At 46.7% G+C, this 18,200-nt stretch carries 13 protein-coding genes and 1 pseudogene; 3 read left to right on the plus strand and 11 right to left on the minus strand.

Annotated elements, in window-relative coordinates; translation table 11 throughout:
* Positions 1-21: 21 nt before the first annotated feature.
* From L6H65_RS06800 to L6H65_RS06855, 10 genes and pseudogenes are all read right to left on the minus strand, one after another.
* Positions 22-1,476 (minus strand): sensor histidine kinase, encoded by a 1,455-nt coding sequence (locus L6H65_RS06800; RefSeq protein WP_236339751.1) that lies wholly within the window; start codon positions 1,474-1,476, stop codon positions 22-24.
* 19 nt (positions 1,477-1,495) lie between these two features.
* Complete coding sequence (locus L6H65_RS06805) at positions 1,496-2,206, minus strand: response regulator transcription factor (protein WP_236339752.1); 711 nt, start codon at positions 2,204-2,206, stop codon at positions 1,496-1,498.
* 599 nt (positions 2,207-2,805) lie between these two features.
* Positions 2,806-3,162, minus strand: a complete 357-nt coding sequence (locus L6H65_RS06810) for a helix-turn-helix domain-containing protein (protein ID WP_236339753.1) — start codon at positions 3,160-3,162, stop codon at positions 2,806-2,808.
* Between the two features lie 141 nt (positions 3,163-3,303).
* Complete coding sequence (locus L6H65_RS06815) at positions 3,304-3,837, minus strand: 2'-5' RNA ligase family protein (protein WP_236339754.1); 534 nt, start codon at positions 3,835-3,837, stop codon at positions 3,304-3,306.
* 35 nt (positions 3,838-3,872) lie between these two features.
* Positions 3,873-4,919, minus strand: a pseudogene (locus L6H65_RS06820) (IS1595 family transposase).
* 441 nt (positions 4,920-5,360) lie between these two features.
* Positions 5,361-6,368, minus strand: coding sequence for a hypothetical protein (locus tag L6H65_RS06825; RefSeq protein WP_236339755.1), 1,008 nt, complete (start codon positions 6,366-6,368; stop codon positions 5,361-5,363).
* Complete coding sequence (locus tag L6H65_RS06830; RefSeq protein WP_236339756.1) at positions 6,365-8,290, minus strand: AAA family ATPase; 1,926 nt, start codon at positions 8,288-8,290, stop codon at positions 6,365-6,367. The genes L6H65_RS06825 and L6H65_RS06830 overlap by 4 nt, the downstream gene beginning before the upstream one ends.
* Before the next feature lie 316 nt (positions 8,291-8,606).
* Complete coding sequence (locus L6H65_RS06835; RefSeq protein ID WP_290370323.1) at positions 8,607-13,763, minus strand: carbohydrate binding domain-containing protein; 5,157 nt, start codon at positions 13,761-13,763, stop codon at positions 8,607-8,609.
* Positions 13,764-14,166: 403 nt separating this feature from the next.
* Entirely contained in the window at positions 14,167-14,766 is a 600-nt protein-coding gene (locus L6H65_RS06850) for a TetR/AcrR family transcriptional regulator (RefSeq protein WP_236339757.1), read from the minus strand.
* A gap of 53 nt (positions 14,767-14,819) precedes the next feature.
* Positions 14,820-15,272 carry a VOC family protein gene (locus tag L6H65_RS06855; RefSeq protein ID WP_236339758.1) on the minus strand — a complete coding sequence of 151 codons (453 nt, stop codon included), beginning with the start codon at positions 15,270-15,272 and terminating at the stop codon, positions 14,820-14,822.
* Between the two features lie 452 nt (positions 15,273-15,724).
* On the opposite strand from L6H65_RS06855, the gene L6H65_RS06860 reads away from it, so the two are divergent.
* Genes L6H65_RS06860 through L6H65_RS06870 form a run of 3 tightly spaced genes read left to right on the plus strand, consistent with a single transcriptional unit; the run spans position 15,725 to position 16,755 of the window.
* A complete protein-coding gene (locus L6H65_RS06860; protein ID WP_236339759.1) occupies positions 15,725-16,336 on the plus strand; it encodes a sigma-70 family RNA polymerase sigma factor in 612 nt (203 codons plus the stop codon).
* Complete coding sequence (locus tag L6H65_RS06865; protein ID WP_236339760.1) at positions 16,329-16,511, plus strand: YvrJ family protein; 183 nt, start codon at positions 16,329-16,331, stop codon at positions 16,509-16,511. The genes L6H65_RS06860 and L6H65_RS06865 overlap by 8 nt, the downstream gene beginning before the upstream one ends.
* On the plus strand, positions 16,501-16,755 hold the full coding sequence (locus L6H65_RS06870; RefSeq protein ID WP_236339761.1) for a helix-turn-helix domain-containing protein: 255 nt from the start codon (positions 16,501-16,503) through the stop codon (positions 16,753-16,755). Before L6H65_RS06865 ends, L6H65_RS06870 begins: the two co-directional genes overlap by 11 nt.
* 212 nt (positions 16,756-16,967) lie before the next feature.
* Here the strand turns inward: L6H65_RS06870 and L6H65_RS06875 are convergent, their stop codons facing one another.
* Positions 16,968-18,053: a hypothetical protein gene (locus L6H65_RS06875; protein WP_236339762.1), complete on the minus strand. Its 1,086-nt coding sequence runs from the start codon at positions 18,051-18,053 to the stop codon at positions 16,968-16,970.
* Positions 18,054-18,200: the final 147 nt, after the last annotated feature.

Consider the following 18,200-nt stretch of genomic DNA (forward strand, 5'->3'; position numbering starts at 1 on the left):
TAAATCCTTACAGACGCTGCTTTATAGTAAAGGAATCGTGAAATAAAAGACTGTCCCCTGCCCTTTCACGCTCTTAAAGGAAATCGTCCCCCCATGAGCTTCAACAATATGCTTGCAAATAGACAATCCAAGCCCTGTCCCTTCACTTCCGGGTTTAGCAGAATCAGCATTCCCTTTCCCTTGATAATATCGTTCAAATATAAACGGCATATCCTGAGGAAGAATGCCTCCGCCCGTATCGGCAATGGTGACCCGCAGCTCTTCCCGTTCCAGCTCTGCATTCATGCTGATCGTATCGCTGGCTGAGGTGTGCTTCAATGCATTGGCAACCAAATTCGAGATGACCTGCTCCAGCCGATTGGCGTCCACAGCAATCAGCACGTTCGGAATATCCGCCGGTTCCTGGAATGCAACACCCGTCGTACGGACATAATGGGCAATCGGCTCAATAATCGCCTGTATAACGCTTCTGCTATATTGCTCTGCCGGATGGACCGAAATCTGTCCCAATTCTTTGAGCGCATGGATCAGGAGATCTTCTACAAGTCTCGTCATCTTGTCCGTATTGCTCTCCATAATTGCGATATAGGTCATAACTGCAGGCATATCGGGACATACACCGTCCCTTATCGCCTCGATATAGGCTTTTAATGTAGTCAGCGGTGTCTTAATATCATGCGAAATGTTCGTGATCAGCTCTTTTTGCGCCTTGTCCTGCTCATTCCTTCGGTTGTGAAGCGTCATAATTTCCATTCTCATCTGGTCGAACATGGCATAGACCTCGCCGATCTCATCCATTCTGCCATACTCGGTCTTTTGCCCATAATCCCCTCTCAGAATCGCTTCCGAATAGTCCTTCAGCTTATAAATGGGCTGTATAATATCCCGGTTCATTCTGCGTCTCATCATGAGCAGAAGCAGGAGCACGGCAATGATGGAGAGCGCCATTAAGAGATACGGCAGCAGCGAGAGCTTGGATTGCGGCTCTATGACGATCGCACTGGCAGGCAGAGTGAAGACTGCATTCCCAACCTGTGCCGAGGCTGCTTCATCCACCACTGGAAAAGCGACCCTATACGTATCCTTGTCTACTCTTGCCGCATAAAGATCATAGTGAAGCGACGTTCTGGGGTCCAGTCGCTCCACGGACCGCTTGTCCTTGTCCGCTGCGGACGACGAATCGTATACAATACCGCCATCCAGCCCCGCAACAATCAGTTGAATGCCTTTGTCGCCGCTCATCCGTTGCAGCGTCTCCCGCACCGCGCTGTCATGCTGAATAGCGCCATGATAACGCTCAAGATAGAGCATCATGTCGCTCACGATCAGCCGCGCTTGATTGATTGCATAGTGGGGCTGTGTCTCATCGTTCCCACTGCTGCTATTCCCGTACAGATAGATTCCGCAGCCTGCAATGATTAGCAGTCCGATCAGAATAGCTGTGATTCCCCGTCTAAACCAGCTGCTTGAAGTCATCGCTATCCCCCGCTTCCTCTCATTCCGCGCTGAACTTGTAGCCTACGCCCCACACGGTTCGAATGTGAACAGGATTGGACGGATCGGCTTCCAGCTTCTCCCGCAGTCTGCGAATATAGACGGTAATTGTATTCTCATCGCCGTAGGATTGGAATCCCCATATGGCATCCAGAAGCTGGCTCTTGGAGAACACCTGATTCTTATGCTCCGCCAGGAAGAACAGCAGCTCATATTCCTTTGCTGAGAGTGAAACCTCCTTGTCCTCTACCGCTACCTTGTATGCCCTCTTGTCCATCACGATAGCTCCTGCGCGCACAATCCCCTCTTCCTCCTTCTTCTTATTCGTCATGCTGCCTATGCCGTCTGTTCTGCGCAAATTGGCATTGACTCTTGCAACCAGCTCACTTAGCGAGAAGGGCTTCGTCATATAATCATCCGCGCCAAAGCCAAGTCCGAGAACTTTGTCCGTATCGCTCCCTCTCGCGCTAAGAATTAGAATAGGCGTCTCATGCCGCTCTCGAATTTGACGACACAGGTCGATGCCATCAGCGTCAGGGAGCATAATGTCCAGAATGATAAAATCCGGCTGTAAACGCTCAATCATACGGAGTCCTTCCTCGCCCGACTCAGCAGTATGAGGCTCATAGCCGTTGACCAGCAAATAATCCATCAAAATGCGTGAAATATCCTTCTCATCCTCGATGATGAGTATCCTTCTAGCTCGATTCATCGCTCATTCTCCGTTAGGTTGAATTATTTTATATCGTCTATCTATACCTTCATACTCTCTGGAGCAATTCTTCTACATACACGCATAGTAACCGCTTTTCTATCTCCATAATGAATTCGTGAGGCAGCATGCATTTCCTTTTTTTGTTCCAAGCCCCCGTGCCAGTCTCTTATAAAAGGATTTTGTCTGATTGGCATGTCCAGACATGAAAGAGAACCATCCGGTTGGATGGTTCTCAGGCTGTTGAAAAAGTCTACGAGACGGTTCCCCGTCGGTAAGCTGCTCCAACCGTTGCTTGCATCTGCGTTACTGCAAAAATACAGTTAACATGGCCAAAGGTGGCCATTTCAAGCCACTTACCTGCAAAAGTACAGTAAAAAATCAAAAAAATACGGTATATGCTGGTTTCCGGTGATCGTTGATGTATAATTGCCGTTACTTCGGCTCTGGGCAGCTATATTGGATGCAAGAGAGGTACTTTTGCAGTTATATGCAGAATGATAGTAGGTGTAATTGGAATTTCAGGCGCATTGTCCATCGGGCTTTCTCGACAGTCTGAGAACCATCCGGATGGATGCTTCACTTTCATTGTTAGAGACTTATCGAAATGAATTTAGAATCTCTGCTGTTATACGATGTACAGCCTTAATCTCTTCCAGAGATCTATTTCTCAATGCTTCATTATGAATAGTGAGGATATATTGTTTATCCACCTCATCCTCTCGGATTCCAGGAAGTCCAAATTCATCAAAATTGATGAATTGATTGTAGTCCACCCCGAGGGCAGCTATGATTTTCTCCAGTGAATCGATGGAGATATTACGCGTTCCTCTCTCAACAGCTCCGATATACTGATACATGAGCTGTGCTTTCTCAGCTAATTCTTCCTGAGTCAGGCCCTGCTGTTTACGAATGAAACGAACTTTCTCTCCAATTAATTTTCGCAGAACTGTCATTTATCCCACCTCAATATAATGAGCGTAGGTAATTTGATCAAAAATTATAAGCCTCCCATTAGATTTATTTATTAATTATAAGGCTATGTTAAATCTAATTGTTGATTACTGACCAAGTAAAAACCGCCTTCAATAAGGCGGTCAAATAGCGAGTTGGATATCTTCAAATGGTACGTATTTGTTAGGTTCAATTTCTTTATACACCCGAACGTAAGTTACATTAAAGGTCGGAAAAGGTGCTAATGCATTTCTCGATGCGAATTCCATTTCTTTAATTTCCGATTCTTTCATACCCCAGTAAGTCTGACCTAAAGTCAAATGAGAATGATAGTTATCCAACTCAAAATAACGTTTGATAAGCTCAGGCGAGGGTGATACCGTTTCTACCAGCAGTTTGTGCAATTCGTAAATCTCTTTCGATTGAACGCCCAGGAATACAACCGCAGTTCCGAACGTTGCAGGCTCTGTAAGCGACAATTGGAAACTTTGCACGGATGAGCAAGCTTCTCGCACTTTATCAAGCCATATCATATCTTCGGTAAGTCCACCTTGAGCCTTCACAGTGATGTGAGGCTCGACAACTTCCCTAAGCCGATTGCTATCCCAACGATTACGAAATAATGCTATTTGTTCTTTGTACTCATCAGGGGGAACAATACCAAGAAAATATTGCACTTTCGCACCATCTTTCTAAGAATTTGAGTTTCAATTTAGCAAGAATACGATGCTTGACGGAGATGAACGTTTGTCTCCTTTACAGCAAATAGACATGATAATACTAACATATTTTTCTTGTTCGATGAGGTGTTTTCATATTCCTTGCTGTCTATAAAGCGAAACCATGCCAAATAATGTTGCAAATATTTAGTTGCAACACCATTGAAGCGGTCCATCCATTTCTTCAAGCGGCTGTGATAGCTGTTTACGTTTTGGATGTGGTATACGCCTTTGACACGCTGTTTTCCATCGGACTTGAAACGGTAATGAGCCAAACCTTTTGAATTCGCATAAGAGCTGAATGCCCTCCACGAATCCGTGCAGAGCACGTTTGAGTCGGATAGATGTCCGCCAATCGCTTCATCCAACTTCGTTGTCTTAATACGCCCACGTCCAAGAACGCCAGAGTAGGTCATCTTCTGACGGTCACGGGCTACGAGGACGCAAACCTGGTCGTTGCTTATTCCACGGTATTTGGATTTGCCGCCGCGTTTTCGAGGCTTTCGTTCAACGAGATTCCGCTTGCCTTCTTCAGAGAACAGGAAATAGGTTTCGTCCATTTCGACGATACCTTGGAACTCTTCAGTTGGTATTTGCTTCAGCGCGGCGAGTATTTTGTGCCGCCAGTAAAACAAGGTGACATGTGTAACTTCACCAAGCAACTCTTCGGCACATTTCCTTAGCGAATAACCTTCAATCATGAATTCAATGAAACGAACTCAAAGATGAGGTCTACGTGTGCGCTGAAGAGGGGTGTTTGTGAGGTCATTAAACGTTTGAAGGCAGGATTTACAACGGTAACGCTGCCGTTTGACCATGCCAGCACGTGTTGTTACAGCATACTTCCCAAAACGCACGACAGAATGGGTTTGGCAATGCGGACACACAAGTCCATCCTTGTGCTTCTGCTCTTGAATTTCATCAATTGCTCGAACTGGAGCCGACATGCCCTTGGTTCGGGATTGCAAGAAGTAGATAAGCTCCCGCTTACCGTTATCGTCCAAAGTATCGGCAATTTTCTTCAGTTCCTTTAAATCCATAGGTAAATCATCTCCGAACAAGTGATATTACCTCTAATATAGAACATTTGTTCGTAAATATCAACATTAAGGTTTAACATAGCCAATTATAAAACTTATAAGTTTTATAATTGTATAAAGAACATTCAATTCCCTCATAGATTGGAGATTAGTAGAAGAGTATATGCATCTACCCTTAAAATCTTCTTATGGCAACCATAAAATTTTAAAGCTGAGTGAAGATATCCTATACTTACAGACGAATGGTGATGGAAACTTACGGTTTCTAACATTTGATGGAGAATATCAAGCCTTACAAAAAGTAGAAGATTGGGCATGCTATTTGCGTGAACTTGATTTTTTTGTCTCCATCCCAATATCAGAATCAAAGGTCAAGCTATTACATCATGAATTGAAAGTTTTGGAACAAATCAAAAAGGAATCGCTATCTTTCTCCCCCACTCATACGAGATTCAAATTCAGCTCATCACTAATATCTTTAGCCAGCTTGGACAACACTCGCTTGTCCAGATTCTGATCGGTTGCATAGTTGGAAATGATCGTTGCGATGACATCCTCGCGGCTTGAGAATAGCTTGCCCCCGTATTTTTTGAAGAGCTCATCGATCTGTGTATCGGAATAGATGACCCGCTTCTTGATGAGATCCACAACATAATCCTTGTGCATATTATAGAGCTCTCTGAGCTTGAAAATCTCCAAATTATTCTCTACCCTCTGCTTCAATTGCAGGTCAAGGCAGCTGTCCTTGATTACGATATCAAACTCATCTCCAACACCCAGCAAATAGTCAATCCCACTCGTATCCCCTGGTCTTAGTTCATCTCCGCTCTTCATCGCAACGCTGAACTTGAACAATCCGCCGAAATCCTCAATATACGGGTTCAAATGAGTATCGATCGTAAATGCCTCGGAGCCTTTAAGATCCGAATTGCAAATGCTGCAGCAAGGAATCAGATTGTACATGGATAACGCCAGATAAGGGTAAGTCGCCTTGTCGTAGAAATGATCGAGCTTGCCCCGCGTCTTGCCGCTTTCCTCACAGATTGTGAATATGTACTGACGATTGCAGTAAGGACACACTTTAACGTTCAGCATGGTGACGAATTGGTAGGCTCCCCATTTTTTCGGCGGATAGCTTCCTACAAATTTACTCTTGTAATTGAATATTGCCCGCAGGTTCTTATCCAGAGTCGGCGTCTTGCTTTTCTTGCCCAGAGCAAGCTTCAGTTGTGTCGTCACATGCTCGATGATCCCCTTCAAAGCATTAGGCTGCCCGATCAGGATATCATCGATATGATCCTTCAAATAGCTGTAAACCTTCTTATAGGGCGACTTGGCGCTGGTCATATAGTGGTCAAGCTCATCCTCTAACGTTTGCTTAAAATATGCCAGATGCTCCTGTTCGACTTGGGTTATATTCACCTTGTTGTCTGCATTAATGATGATCATTGTGGCGGAATCCTTTTTTTCAATTCTTGAATTTCGAGCTGCATCTTCAAAATGATATCTATCAGCTGTTGATTATGCTGCTCTCTCTCTTGATAAGGCCCGATCTTATCCTTGAGCATGCTGCTCAGCTTGCTTCGCAAGACAGGCTCGCCAATCTGGCCGATCAGAATCTCAATGTCCGAGCTTTGCTTGTACAAGGCTTCCGATGGCAGCGAATTAATTTGATTGATTAGCGCAAGAATCTTCTGGTTGGCAAATTCGCCGATAAGTCCGGTATCCATAAAGAAGGCGTCAGAGAACAGCGTATGAATATTAGCGGCGAACGTTTGCTTATTCTCCAGCAGACCGTCGATTACTTGGCAGCCTTTATCTGTTTTATCGATAAATATCAAATGCGACTTCGGCAAATCAGAGATAATGACCGGCGAGTTGGACGTCATAATAATTTGTATATTTCGATTGGTATATATTTGCGGCAAATATTCGATAAGGCTGTTTAAATACCGCTTCTGCCATTCGGGATGCAGATACAGCTCCCCCTCATCGATCAGGATGAGAATATTCTTCTCCAGATGCAGGTTGTTGGCCATAGACTGCTCATCTGTTATGGAATAGAATCTGGCATAGGTGCTTAGCAATGCTTTCTGCCCTGAGCTCAGGTCCCGCCAATCGAAATCGAGAAAAGAAGTGAACACGGTCGCCTTCAGATGGGCATTTAATATATCCAAAATAGTAATCGTGGACGTAGTATCATTCGGAAGCACGGGGAGATGAAAGGTGTCGCCCACGATATTATCCGGTCTGATGCATATATTCAGCAGCTCTACAAGCTCTTTGATCCTCTCCATCCACAGCAAGAGATCACCATTCTTGTATTCTTGTATTACTAAATTGGAGTGGATCAATGTCAGGAGATTCAATATTTTAACATGATGATCAGGGTTGTTTTCATTGAGCTTTTCCAAATCGATAGACATCTCTTCCTCTGGTATCCAATCCATATAATAAGTCATCAACTCATGAAAAAATGCATACACAACCGTAGAGAAAAAATAGATTTTCACGCTATCCGTTCCATTGGCTTTCGCCTTCATATCTCTTAGCCAGGTATTGATTTTGTTCAGCAGCTTATTGAAAGAATAGATAACTTTATTCTTATATCTATCCCCAACAGCCTGAAAAGCATCGATCGGCCTCGCAATGACGATTGCACGCTCAGGCATTTGAAACGGCAGCTCATAGCCGTATTTCTGATTCCGGCGAATAAAGTGAAGCTGCCGCTTAATTTCAGCTCTGCGATATAATTCCGTTTCACTGTGCCCTGGTCCCATCACCTCCGTATCAGCCAGCCTACGCATTGCATCCTTCACCAAATAGTTGGTGGAGATGTTCCGCATCCCGCTCCATTCCCTCTCCTGCTTGGCATCGAATATCGTCGAGAAGAAGATAACTGACGTATCAGGCATGATATGGCTCATCGGCATAGAATGGATATTTCCCAATTCAGTGTAATAGATCGGAGCTTGCAGCCTGAAGCTTGCATCATCCCAATTCCCGCTCTCAATCTTCAGCTCCTTGTAGCAATGGATATAACCCTGACCGTTATGATCTCTAGTTACAACGATCGCATGCTCGACCAAGCCCCCAGCGCCTTCAACAAAGTTATCCTTGATAAAATCAAGAATGGTCGTTTTTCCCGCCCCATTCTTGCCAATGATTCCGGTAATATTGTTGATCGTCCCTGCACTGGACTTTTGCGCTTGCGAATGCCGAAAAAAATGAGGAATATACATCTCATTGCGCTCAACTCTGAATTCATGAATTGATTTATTATATTTGAACCGCAGCTCGCTGCTGAAATTAAACTCCTGCTCCTTAAACGTATTCCTATATTGATCGATATAAAGGTACAAAAGCTCCACGAACGCTCCACTCCCAGCTGCCGTATTATTTGGTTTTAAGCATGACTTAAGCCATAGTCGTTAGACAATATTCGACAATTTCCAGAAGAATCCTTCAACGTATCCAGGCAAGGTCGACCGACCGCCATCATGCAGCGAAACACCACGCGCTGGGAGCTGCGCGCGGTGCGAAAATGGAAAAGAGAGAATGGTTAACCTAGAGCGTATCAATAGCTCGCCAAACGCACGAAGGACCACTTCCGAAGAAGTGGTCCCGCGACAATAGGGTGATTCAATAGATGTTCAAATCTTATTACTTGATTACTTATCCATCATTCTACTTCAGAAAAGTTCCATCTACACCGATCTTGCCTGGAGCAGGGTTGCCCGGCAGATCCAGCACATAAACTCTCATGTTGCCTTTGCCAGATACGGATGCCGTCAAAGAATTGTTATTAACGACCTTCGTGTCGCCGGTAATTGCATCCTTATAGGTTCCATTCGGAATGTCATTAAAGGTAGCCGATCCGCTAATCGTTACGAGCACGAAGCTGTCAACACCTTTTGCTGCATCCGTGTAACGACGTTTGAATGACATATTGCCATTGATTTTGTCCGTCGAGTACTGGCCCTTCTGCAATGCCGGAACTTTGCGGCGAATCTGATTCAAGCGTTGTACATGCTTCACCAACGGGTGATTCAGTGTAGCTGCGACTGCGCCAGTCGCGGAATCAGCCTTGCCGAATTCACTAGCAACAACGGAGCCCTCGATATGGTTGCCGAAGTAAGCGCGTCCCGTAGTCTCCAGTGGACAGCTTGCTCCACAGTCGGTTGGAGCGCCAGCCTTGAATTCGATCTCGGAGCCGTAGTACAGCGTCGGAATGCCGCGGAAGGTCCACATGAGGTTCATGTTCTCAGCCCATGCATCTGTACCTCCTGCAAAACGGTTCTTCGCTTTGTTAGGACCGTAGTCATGGCTATCAACGTAGACGACGTTATAGGTCGCATCATTGTAGCTGTCATCCGAGTCCTTGCCGTTATGGAATGCATTATTCGCTTCACCGAAGTTCATGTGCATACGCATATCAATAACGCTCATGCCCGAATATTTACTGTGATCAGGCGTGTGATAATTATTGCCGTTCAAGAAAGCATTCGTCGATGTCGGCTGGTTGCTGATCCCCATGCCGTTCTCATAGTTGTACTGCTCCAAAGAAGCTGTTGTATCATTCGAGCTGTACTCTTTGCGCTCTTTCCATGTGAAGAATTGAGCCGAGTGGTTAACTGAACCACGATTCCACTTGTCATGCACGAACGCGCCTACTTCACCGAACATGAAGAAGTTCTTGCCCTTCTCGCCGAACTTCTCTATCGCATAATTCTGAGCATCTGGAAGGAAGTGGCGATTCCACATGACGCGAGGTACGTGAACAGCCGTATCGATACGGAAGGAATCAACACCCATATCAATAAACCTGCGATGCGCCTCTTTCAAATATTCCTGTACAACTGCTGACTCTGTGTTGAAATCTGCAAGATCCTCATGAATCCAACAGCTGCGGCCATCTTCGCCTTCCCAGTTGCCGATCCAGCAAGGATGGTAGAATTCGCTCGGGAACATGCCTGTTGTCGCTCCCGGCCACTGACAGTTGTAAACTTTCTTGCCTTGAGGGTTTGTACTCTGCTGAACACCCCAATTGCGGCAAGTATTGTCTGCTGGCTCTTCTGTAGACCACAAGTCGCCATTATATGGCTTGCCATTGGCATCTGCAGTTACCCCATCATACTCAAGACCAGCTTGCGGCTCATCGTAGTAGCTGCTCCACTGGCTATCGCGAATACCAAATACTTTCGGTGTGAATAAACCTTTGGCACCCCAACGGCTGGAGTGATTGTACACAACATCCTGAACAATTTTGATGTCTTTGTTATGCGCCGCGTTGATCAGATCCTGATAAGTAGCACCAGGGGATTCCAGACGCGGATCGATTCTGAAGAAGTCATAGCCATGATAGCCATGGAAATCATAATCAGAACGGTTCAATACTACTGGTGTAATCCAGATAGCGGAGAAACCAAGTGCTTTGATGTAATCCAGCTTATCGATGAGACCCTTGAAGTCGCCACGGAACATTGGATCGTTGTTTGCTGCATTTCCGCTCTTGACATGCTCGCTGCCGCCTTGGTTGTTTGAGGAATCACCGTCAAAGAAACGCGCTGTCATTACGAAATAGATGGAATCCTCACGAATATCCGTTCCAAGCGGCGTACCGCCGACCGGCTGCTGAGGCGCATCGCCTGTCTTGGCTGATGCAGGCAGGCTGCTCGCCGACGTGTTCACTGGAACAGCTTTGTCGTACGCCTTGACTGTATACGTATACGTCGTCTGCGCATCCAATTTGGAATCGTTGTAGAAATTATTCGCCGTTGTGAATACTTTCGTGCCTTGTGTGCCGCCAGTACGTGTAACCTCGTATCCGGCAAGACCGCGGCCGCCTGCATTATCAGTCGAAGCAGTCCAACTGATTGCGATATTAATATTCGTTGCAACAGCTTGAAGATTTTGCGGAACCGATGGTGCTGTCTCGTCTACTGGCAGCGGGGCACAAGGACTAGGTGCATTAGCTGTTATAACGCCATCCTTCACCGTAATGATGCCAAATCCGAGATTATAGTCAGCTCCGCCGTTGTTATCCCATGAAGAGCCGTTATTGAAGACTGCGTTCATACCTGTAGCTGTGCCCAGATTGATCGTCTTTTTCGTCCAATCCGTACAAGCTGTTTCACTCATCGCCACGCCAGGTACTGGCGTCCATGCGCCGCCCGTAGGTCTGTAGTGGATATTGACTTGGCTCCAGTTGCGTGTCTTGGAGTAATAATAAACCTCTGCAATGTTGCCGGTTCCGCCCGTGGAAGTCGTTACCTCAAGCGCCGGGGATTTCGCAGATTTGTTGTCAGCAGCATCCTTCGCCAATACCGAGTAGCTGTATGCAGTTGCTGCTGTCAGACCTGTATCCGTATAGGTTGTCGCTGCCGTTGTTCCTACCAGCGCAGTACCGCGATATACCTCGTAGCCTGTTACACCAACATTATCTGTTGAAGCTGTCCATGACAGGCTTACCGTTGTTGCAGTTTTACCAGTCGAAGCAAGATCTGCCGGCACGCTTGGCGCCAGTGTATCAGGGCCTGTCGAGGTCACTACCGTTGCTTCATTGCTGACTGCCGAGCGGTTGCCCGCCGCGTCATAGGCTTTAACCGTATATTTGTATGACGTTGCTGCCGTTAAGCCTGTATCCGTGTAGCTCGTCGTTGCGGATGTGCCGACCTTCGTGCCATTACGGAAAATGTCATAGCCTGTTACACCAACATTATCCGTCGACGCTGTCCATGACAGGCTTACTGTTGTTGCTGTTTTGCCAGTCGAAGCAAGAGCTGCCGGAGCAGTTGGCGCCTGTGTATCCGTGCCTTCTGAAGTAACTACCGTTGCTTCATTGCTGACTGCCGAACGGTTGCCCGCTGCGTCATAGGCTTTAACCGTGTATTTGTACGACGTTGCTGCCGTTAAGCCTGTATCCGTATAGCTCGTTGTTGCGGATGTGCCAACCTTCGTGCCATTGCGGAAAATGTCATAGCCTGTTACACCAACATTATCTGTCGATGCCGTCCATGACAGACTTACTGTTGTCTCGGTCTTGCCATTAGAAGCAAGGTTCGCAGGAATGCTTGGCGCTTGTGTGTCATCGCCAGGGCCGTCTCCGCTAAGGAATTTCATATCATCCACAATAAAGCTGCCTGCGCCGCCTGCTGCGGAGCCGCGAAGAATCGCGTAGACCTTAACTCTAGTTGTTCCTGCTGGTGTTGTACCGCTCAGCTGAAGCGGAATAAAGCCGCTTGTAGTTTGCGTGTGATCCAGCTTCTTGGAGCTAATAATTGTGCTGCCATTGTAAAAGTCGAGATACAGCTGAACTCTTGCATTAGTCAGGCTGTTGACTTTAAATTGACCGCTTGCGGTATAAGAAGCGTTCGCTGCAAATGGTACATACTGATACAGCATAGCTACGTTTCCGTTAGCCAGGCTGGAGCCAGCAATTTGCTGTGCCTTGCTTCCTTCAGACACAGACGTTGTCACCACTTCGAATGTGGAGGTTACGCCTGAGGTTACGGATTTCGTCCAATTGTTCGCAATGCCTGTCGTTCCTGTATACGTTTCGAATCCTGGGTTGATAAGCAGATTGCTGCTCTCAACAATGTTAAGCGTCGTCGCGCTGAGTGCTTCGCTCGCATCCGATACATTGCCAGCCGCATCCTTCGCTTTAACTGTGAAGCTGTAGGCCGTGTTCGGCGTTAAGCCAGTTGCGTTGTAACTCGTAACGGTTCCGGCTACGCTGCCAGCCAATTCAGTGCCCTTGTAGATGTCATAGCCCGTTACACCCACATTGTCTGTAGATGCCGTCCAGGTAATGGCTACTGAAGTGGTCGTAACAGCACCTTTGGTCACGCCTGCTGGTACGCTCGGAGCAATCGTATCCACGCCTGCAGTTGTAGTTGCCGGCAGCGCCGTTGACTGTGCCGATTTGTTGCCGGCAGCATCCTTCGCCAGTACAGTGTAGTTGTATGTCGTGGATTCCGTCAGCCCTGTATCCGTATAAGAGGTAGCTGTTGCATCCGCTTTGACCAACGTGCCATTGCGATAGATGTCATACCCCGTTACGCCCACATTATCCGTTGAAGCCGTCCATGTGATGGCTGCTGATGTGCTCGTAACCGTTCCCAAGGTTAAGCCAGTTGGTACGCTCGGAGGTGTCGAGTCGCCGCAAGGGCTGCCCGCAGAGATGACGCCGTTCTCGATCTTAACATCGCCGGTACCGAGCGTATAGTTTTTGTTGCCGTTATTGTCCCATGAGGAGCCGTTGTTGAAGGCCGCGACAAGGCCAGTAGCCGTGCCGATATCGACAGTCTTCTTCTTCCAGCCTACACAAGCCTGCTCCATTGCAACACCAGGAGGCGTCGTCCATGTGCCGCCACTTGGTGAATAGTGAATGTTCACATTCGTCCAGCTTGTGTTCGCTTTGTAGTACACAGTCGTTTTGTTTCCGTCCGGCTGCTCGCCGCAAGGATTGCCTGCGCCCGCCAACAGCTGACCATTCTTCACCTGATGAATGCCGGAGCTTGCGGTATAATTGTTGCCGCCATTATTGTCCCAGCTCCCTGATCCGTTGTTAAAGACCATCTGGAAATTAGCATTGCTGCCCAAGCTGATTGTTTTGCTCGTCCAATTCGTACAAGCAGTCTCCATTGCCGTTCCCGGCAGCGTCGTCCATTCGCCGCTGCCGCTGTGATGCATATTGACCGTGCCCCAATTCTTATAAGGCGTATAATAATACACCGTTGCTGTACCGCCAGCTTCAGCACTAATGAGCACTGGGGTAATTGTCAATAACATTGACAAACAGATGATAAGACTTAAAGCACCGCTAATCCACTTCTTTACCATGAACCATATTCCTCCTCTATTCAATTCACTCTAAGAACCTTCCTTGCTGTCTGCTGGTTCTCTTTGGCATTCCTATATCAGAAATGACCTCCTTTCAAATGCAAACGTTTTCACGATCAGCATTAATAGTATCAACTTAAGTTAAAGTCTATTTGAAGTTTCTCGCTGAAATATTAAAAAATATTTAATATTTGCAACTTTTTTATGCCATTTAGCCCTGCGAGATTCGAGATTTATAAAATATGTATCTCATTCCATAATAATGGAAAATTAACATAAAGGAATCGCATTCAGCCGCCAACCTTTTAACAGGAAGCGAGACAACGAAGGGGTTGCCCCAAAGGTCAATGACCTTGGGACAACCCCTCTCGCAAGCTGGAGAATCATATAGGTGAGCGACATCTTATTCCTCCGCCGCTCTGCGCTTGAACCCATCCAGAAACAAGGACATCACTTTCATTGTTTCATCCATAGCCTGTTGATGATCCAGCTGTTGCGCATTCCAAAGCGTGATTTCATTCAAGGCCCCGGAGAGAAAGTGGGTCATCGCATCGATGGACACTGGACTGAGATAGCCTTGCTGCTTCATCATCTGAAGCTGCCCGCGCAGCAGACGCATGGAATTGTTCGCGTCCATCTCCCGCCATGCCGACCACCCCAGCACGGAGGGTCCATCGATCAGCATGATGCGTTTATTGGCAGGCTCTACCGCAGCGGTGACGAAAGCGCGGCATCCAAGATAAAGCTGCTCCCATAGATCTTCTCCCTTGGACGCTCCTTCCTCCACTCGCGCTGCGACTTCCTGCTGTACGGATTCAAGCACGATGCGGAAAAGCCCTTTTTTATTGCCAAAGTGATGGTAGAGCGCTCCCCGTGTCAACTGTGCCTCTGCAACGATCGTTTCGAGCGCTGCATCCGCATAGCCATGCTCTGTAAAATGCGCTCTGGCAACCTCTATCAGTCTGCGAATCGTTTCATTAGCTTCCGCTTTACTTTTTTTCATACACGCAGCTTCTCCTGTTTCCCGTTCTTGGTGCTTCCATACTCACGAAGCCATTATACCTCCTTGTCCGCTTCCACTCCAGACCATATTTGCTCGGCGTATTGGCTGCTGAAGGCTTCCGTAGGCGGAATGATCTTGATGACATCGATGAGAACCCCGTTAGGATCTGCGGTTATGAAATGTCTCTGACCGAATTCTTCATCGCGAATATCCAGTTCTAATGGCAGCTTGGCCGACCGAATGAGCCGTTCATATTCTGCGTCCACATCGTCCACTTCAAAGTTCAGAATCAATCCTTGTACTCGTGAACGGAACGGAGTCGGTATGGTGGGGTGAGCAGCATCCATGATGGCCAGCTCATAGGCATGCTTGCTGCCCGACATTCTCAGGCTTACGTACCAATCTGCCTCAAAAACCGGCTCGAACCCAAAATGCTCAACGTAAAATGCCGCACTGGCCGAAACCTGTTCCGTCAAGAGGACGGGATAAAAACTGTTTACTTTCATCGCTAAAACTCCTTTGGCTCGTAAGATAGATTGATTTTAACATACATACAGTATGTATGTAAAATAATAATTGCTGCGCCTCTATTTATCCAACACGATAGGTTGTTTTTTTGTCCAATCGAAGCACTTTAGAGACTGTAACGAAAACTAGGCAGGCATATCGGGAATGCCCGTCTTAGTCCCGACGTTACCAATGGAACAGTGAATAAATTGTATATTTCAAGAAATTTTTCTTTAAATTTTCAATTCATGTGATACTATTATTCTTGAAGACGCTTCTCTCTTTATAGATGACGTGGACGTATTTCCTACGAATCCACCACAAGATCAGCAAACCTTTTTATTCGCACCATCGAAATCTAGATCGAACAATTATTTTCCTTTAAGGTTGTTATTTCGAACATTCAGTTCGCTTTACATGACAAGAAAAGGGGATGTTGGGAGTGATTTAGATGATATCAGAAGAACAAAACCGGAGATTTCAGGACTACTGCAACAATAACCCGTCCATTTGTGCCGACCGTGTCGTGAAAGATTTTTTCCAAAGCGATGACCATGTCCAACTGCTGCTTCAAGTTCTTGACGGCAGCTTCGAGAGTCAGCAGCAATTAGAGAATGCGTTCCGTAAGCATTATTTTCGAGTTCGATTTATTAAGTATCTCGTATCAACGATCAAGTTTTGCGCAATCGACCAAATGCGAACCTACCAAAGAAACAGTCTCCGAAACCCGCTTATTTTTGATCACCCTGCCTTAAAAGAAGGAAGCGCTTCCACAATTGGAGAGCTTCTCGCCAATACGAATAATCCGGAGCCTTCCGAAGCAAACACCTCTGATCCAGAGGAATTTCAATCCTCCATTACAAACGAGCTCCTTGCGGAGGCCTTCGCCCAATTAACTCAAAAACAAAAAACAATTGCAACACTAGGATATGGTATGTGTTATCGTGATAATGAAATCGCCACACTACTTGGCGTTTCACCTCAAGCCGTGTGTAAAATGAGAAATCATGCCCTCCAGAAGCTGCGCGTTGCCTTTCCGGAGAGGAGGGATTACAGTGGATAACTCACAGCCTCTCGCTTATTTCCTAACCGCTATTAGCCAGATTGGATTTCCTATCGTGCTCACTGGCTACTTGCTCCTTCGTTTCGAGAAGAAGCTGGAAATCCTGACAGAGACTATTCTTAAATTAACGGAAATCATTAATAAAAAATCGGATGATGATTGCCATGGAAAATGAACTTTATGATTTAGTGTCGAGAGCCCAACGTGGCGATAAGGATGCCCTGTCTCAAGTCATCGACCTGTTCTCTCCCGCCATCCGCAGCGCGCGAAGCCATACGAAGCAGGATCTGCAGGATGATCTGGAGCAAACGATTGTAGAAACGGTGATCAAAAAGATCATGTCCTATAATCTGGACCAAACACCGGACTTTTCAACATTTTGCCGTCGGCTGAGCAGCTTGAACAATAAGGACAATTGAACGGGCCGAGGTTCAACCTGAACGATATCTCTAGAGGACAATACCGAGAGGACAATACCGAATACAGAAGTGGATAATATAAACGAAAAAGCGGCTGATCAGGGACTACTCCTGCCAGTCGCTTTTCGTTATTGTGCGATGAGGAACAGCCGCCGCAATCATCGAATGCTCCTGTGAACCGCAGGAACATAAGCCCTGAGCCGGCTTCCCCATTAGTATGCGCTATTTCCCTCAGTGGGAGGAATCCCTTCCCCTTCATCGCTGCTATAAAAATCCTCAGGCGGCACTTGCCACAATGAGGCAAGCTCCCGCATATTAATCTCCGCTGTTTCGCTTTGCTGATCTGTTACGCCAATAAGACAGAAAGCATGCAAGTAATCATCTCCAGCCATCCGAACCATCGGATCTTCCCGCAGCGCAATGATCCAATATTCATATTCGAATCCATTGTAATAATCAATTTCCATATCCCATCTATCTCGCTCGACTACCATTAGATAGGCTGTTCCAATACCGGGTATATGCAGCGTATCTGTCTTAACCAGACTGGCATGGTTCCCCATTAGCGCTGAAAAATTCGGTTTATCAACCGTACTGTTCCAGTCCGCCATCAAATCCAGCCTGACCCTGAGATCCTTCCACACGAATTGATTCTGCTCATTGGATAGAGCTTGTGCGCCCTTCGGCGGCTTCAAATAGTGATACTTTGTTGCGTCTATCATTCTAACCGGTTTCGCCGCATCCTCCACATACCTGAATCCGAATGGCACAAGCTCTTCCCCAAGCTTAAGATAGGATTGTCCGTCAATAAGCACGGAATCCGTCATTTGGGTGTTCGCTTCTGGAATATACTGAACCTTGTAATGGGACAACACGACTGTCGCTCGACCTGTCCCTGAATCCGCAGGAATTTGCGCAAGCCAAGCCCGATCATCAAACATAAATCTTGTCAATCGGGACACCTTCGTTCCATCCCGATACTGCCGGGCATACTGATTCTTCACATGGGGAACATTCTTCAAGGAGGCAAGATCAGGTTGAAAAGCCATGCTCTGCCCTGCACGATAGTAGTATCCGCTGACTTCTAACTCGCCTTCCAGCTCTACCAAAACATGATGCAAAGGATCATCACCTGTTAGAATTGATTTCACTTTCAATCCGGCTATGCTGTCCCCTTCTTTTACAAAGGACGGATCGAATTCGGCGGGATGATCGATGCTTCCGGGAATCGTTGGCTCTACCTTGCCGCAGCCAATTAGAACGATAAATAACAGGACGATGCTAAATAAACGTTTCAAAATCAAGCCGCCTCACCGCTCCCCGTCTCCCATTTTTTTCATAGCCGTCGTAATGCAGCGCTGGACTCACCCGTTCACGAATAGGGGGATCGCCGACTGCAGCAGGTGCATGGTTCTTTCTCCCTACAGCAATCTATCACTGTCGAC

It is taken from the genome of Paenibacillus plantiphilus (assembly GCF_927798095.1).
GTDB classification, from domain to species: Bacteria; Bacillota; Bacilli; order Paenibacillales; family Paenibacillaceae; genus Paenibacillus_Z; species Paenibacillus_Z plantiphilus.

Coding starts and splice junctions, on each gene's coding strand:
- L6H65_RS06800 (WP_236339751.1), bottom strand. CDS start 1,476: ATGACTTCAAGCAGCTGGTTTAGACGGGGAATCACAGCTATTCTGATC.
- L6H65_RS06805 (WP_236339752.1), bottom strand. CDS start 2,206: ATGAATCGAGCTAGAAGGATACTCATCATCGAGGATGAGAAGGATATT.
- L6H65_RS06810 (WP_236339753.1), bottom strand. CDS start 3,162: ATGACAGTTCTGCGAAAATTAATTGGAGAGAAAGTTCGTTTCATTCGT.
- L6H65_RS06825 (WP_236339755.1), bottom strand. CDS start 6,368: ATGATCATCATTAATGCAGACAACAAGGTGAATATAACCCAAGTCGAA.
- L6H65_RS06835 (WP_290370323.1), bottom strand. CDS start 13,763: ATGGTAAAGAAGTGGATTAGCGGTGCTTTAAGTCTTATCATCTGTTTG.
- L6H65_RS06850 (WP_236339757.1), bottom strand. CDS start 14,766: ATGAAAAAAAGTAAAGCGGAAGCTAATGAAACGATTCGCAGACTGATA.
- L6H65_RS06855 (WP_236339758.1), bottom strand. CDS start 15,272: ATGAAAGTAAACAGTTTTTATCCCGTCCTCTTGACGGAACAGGTTTCG.
- L6H65_RS06860 (WP_236339759.1), top strand. CDS start 15,725: ATGATATCAGAAGAACAAAACCGGAGATTTCAGGACTACTGCAACAAT.
- L6H65_RS06870 (WP_236339761.1), top strand. CDS start 16,501: ATGGAAAATGAACTTTATGATTTAGTGTCGAGAGCCCAACGTGGCGAT.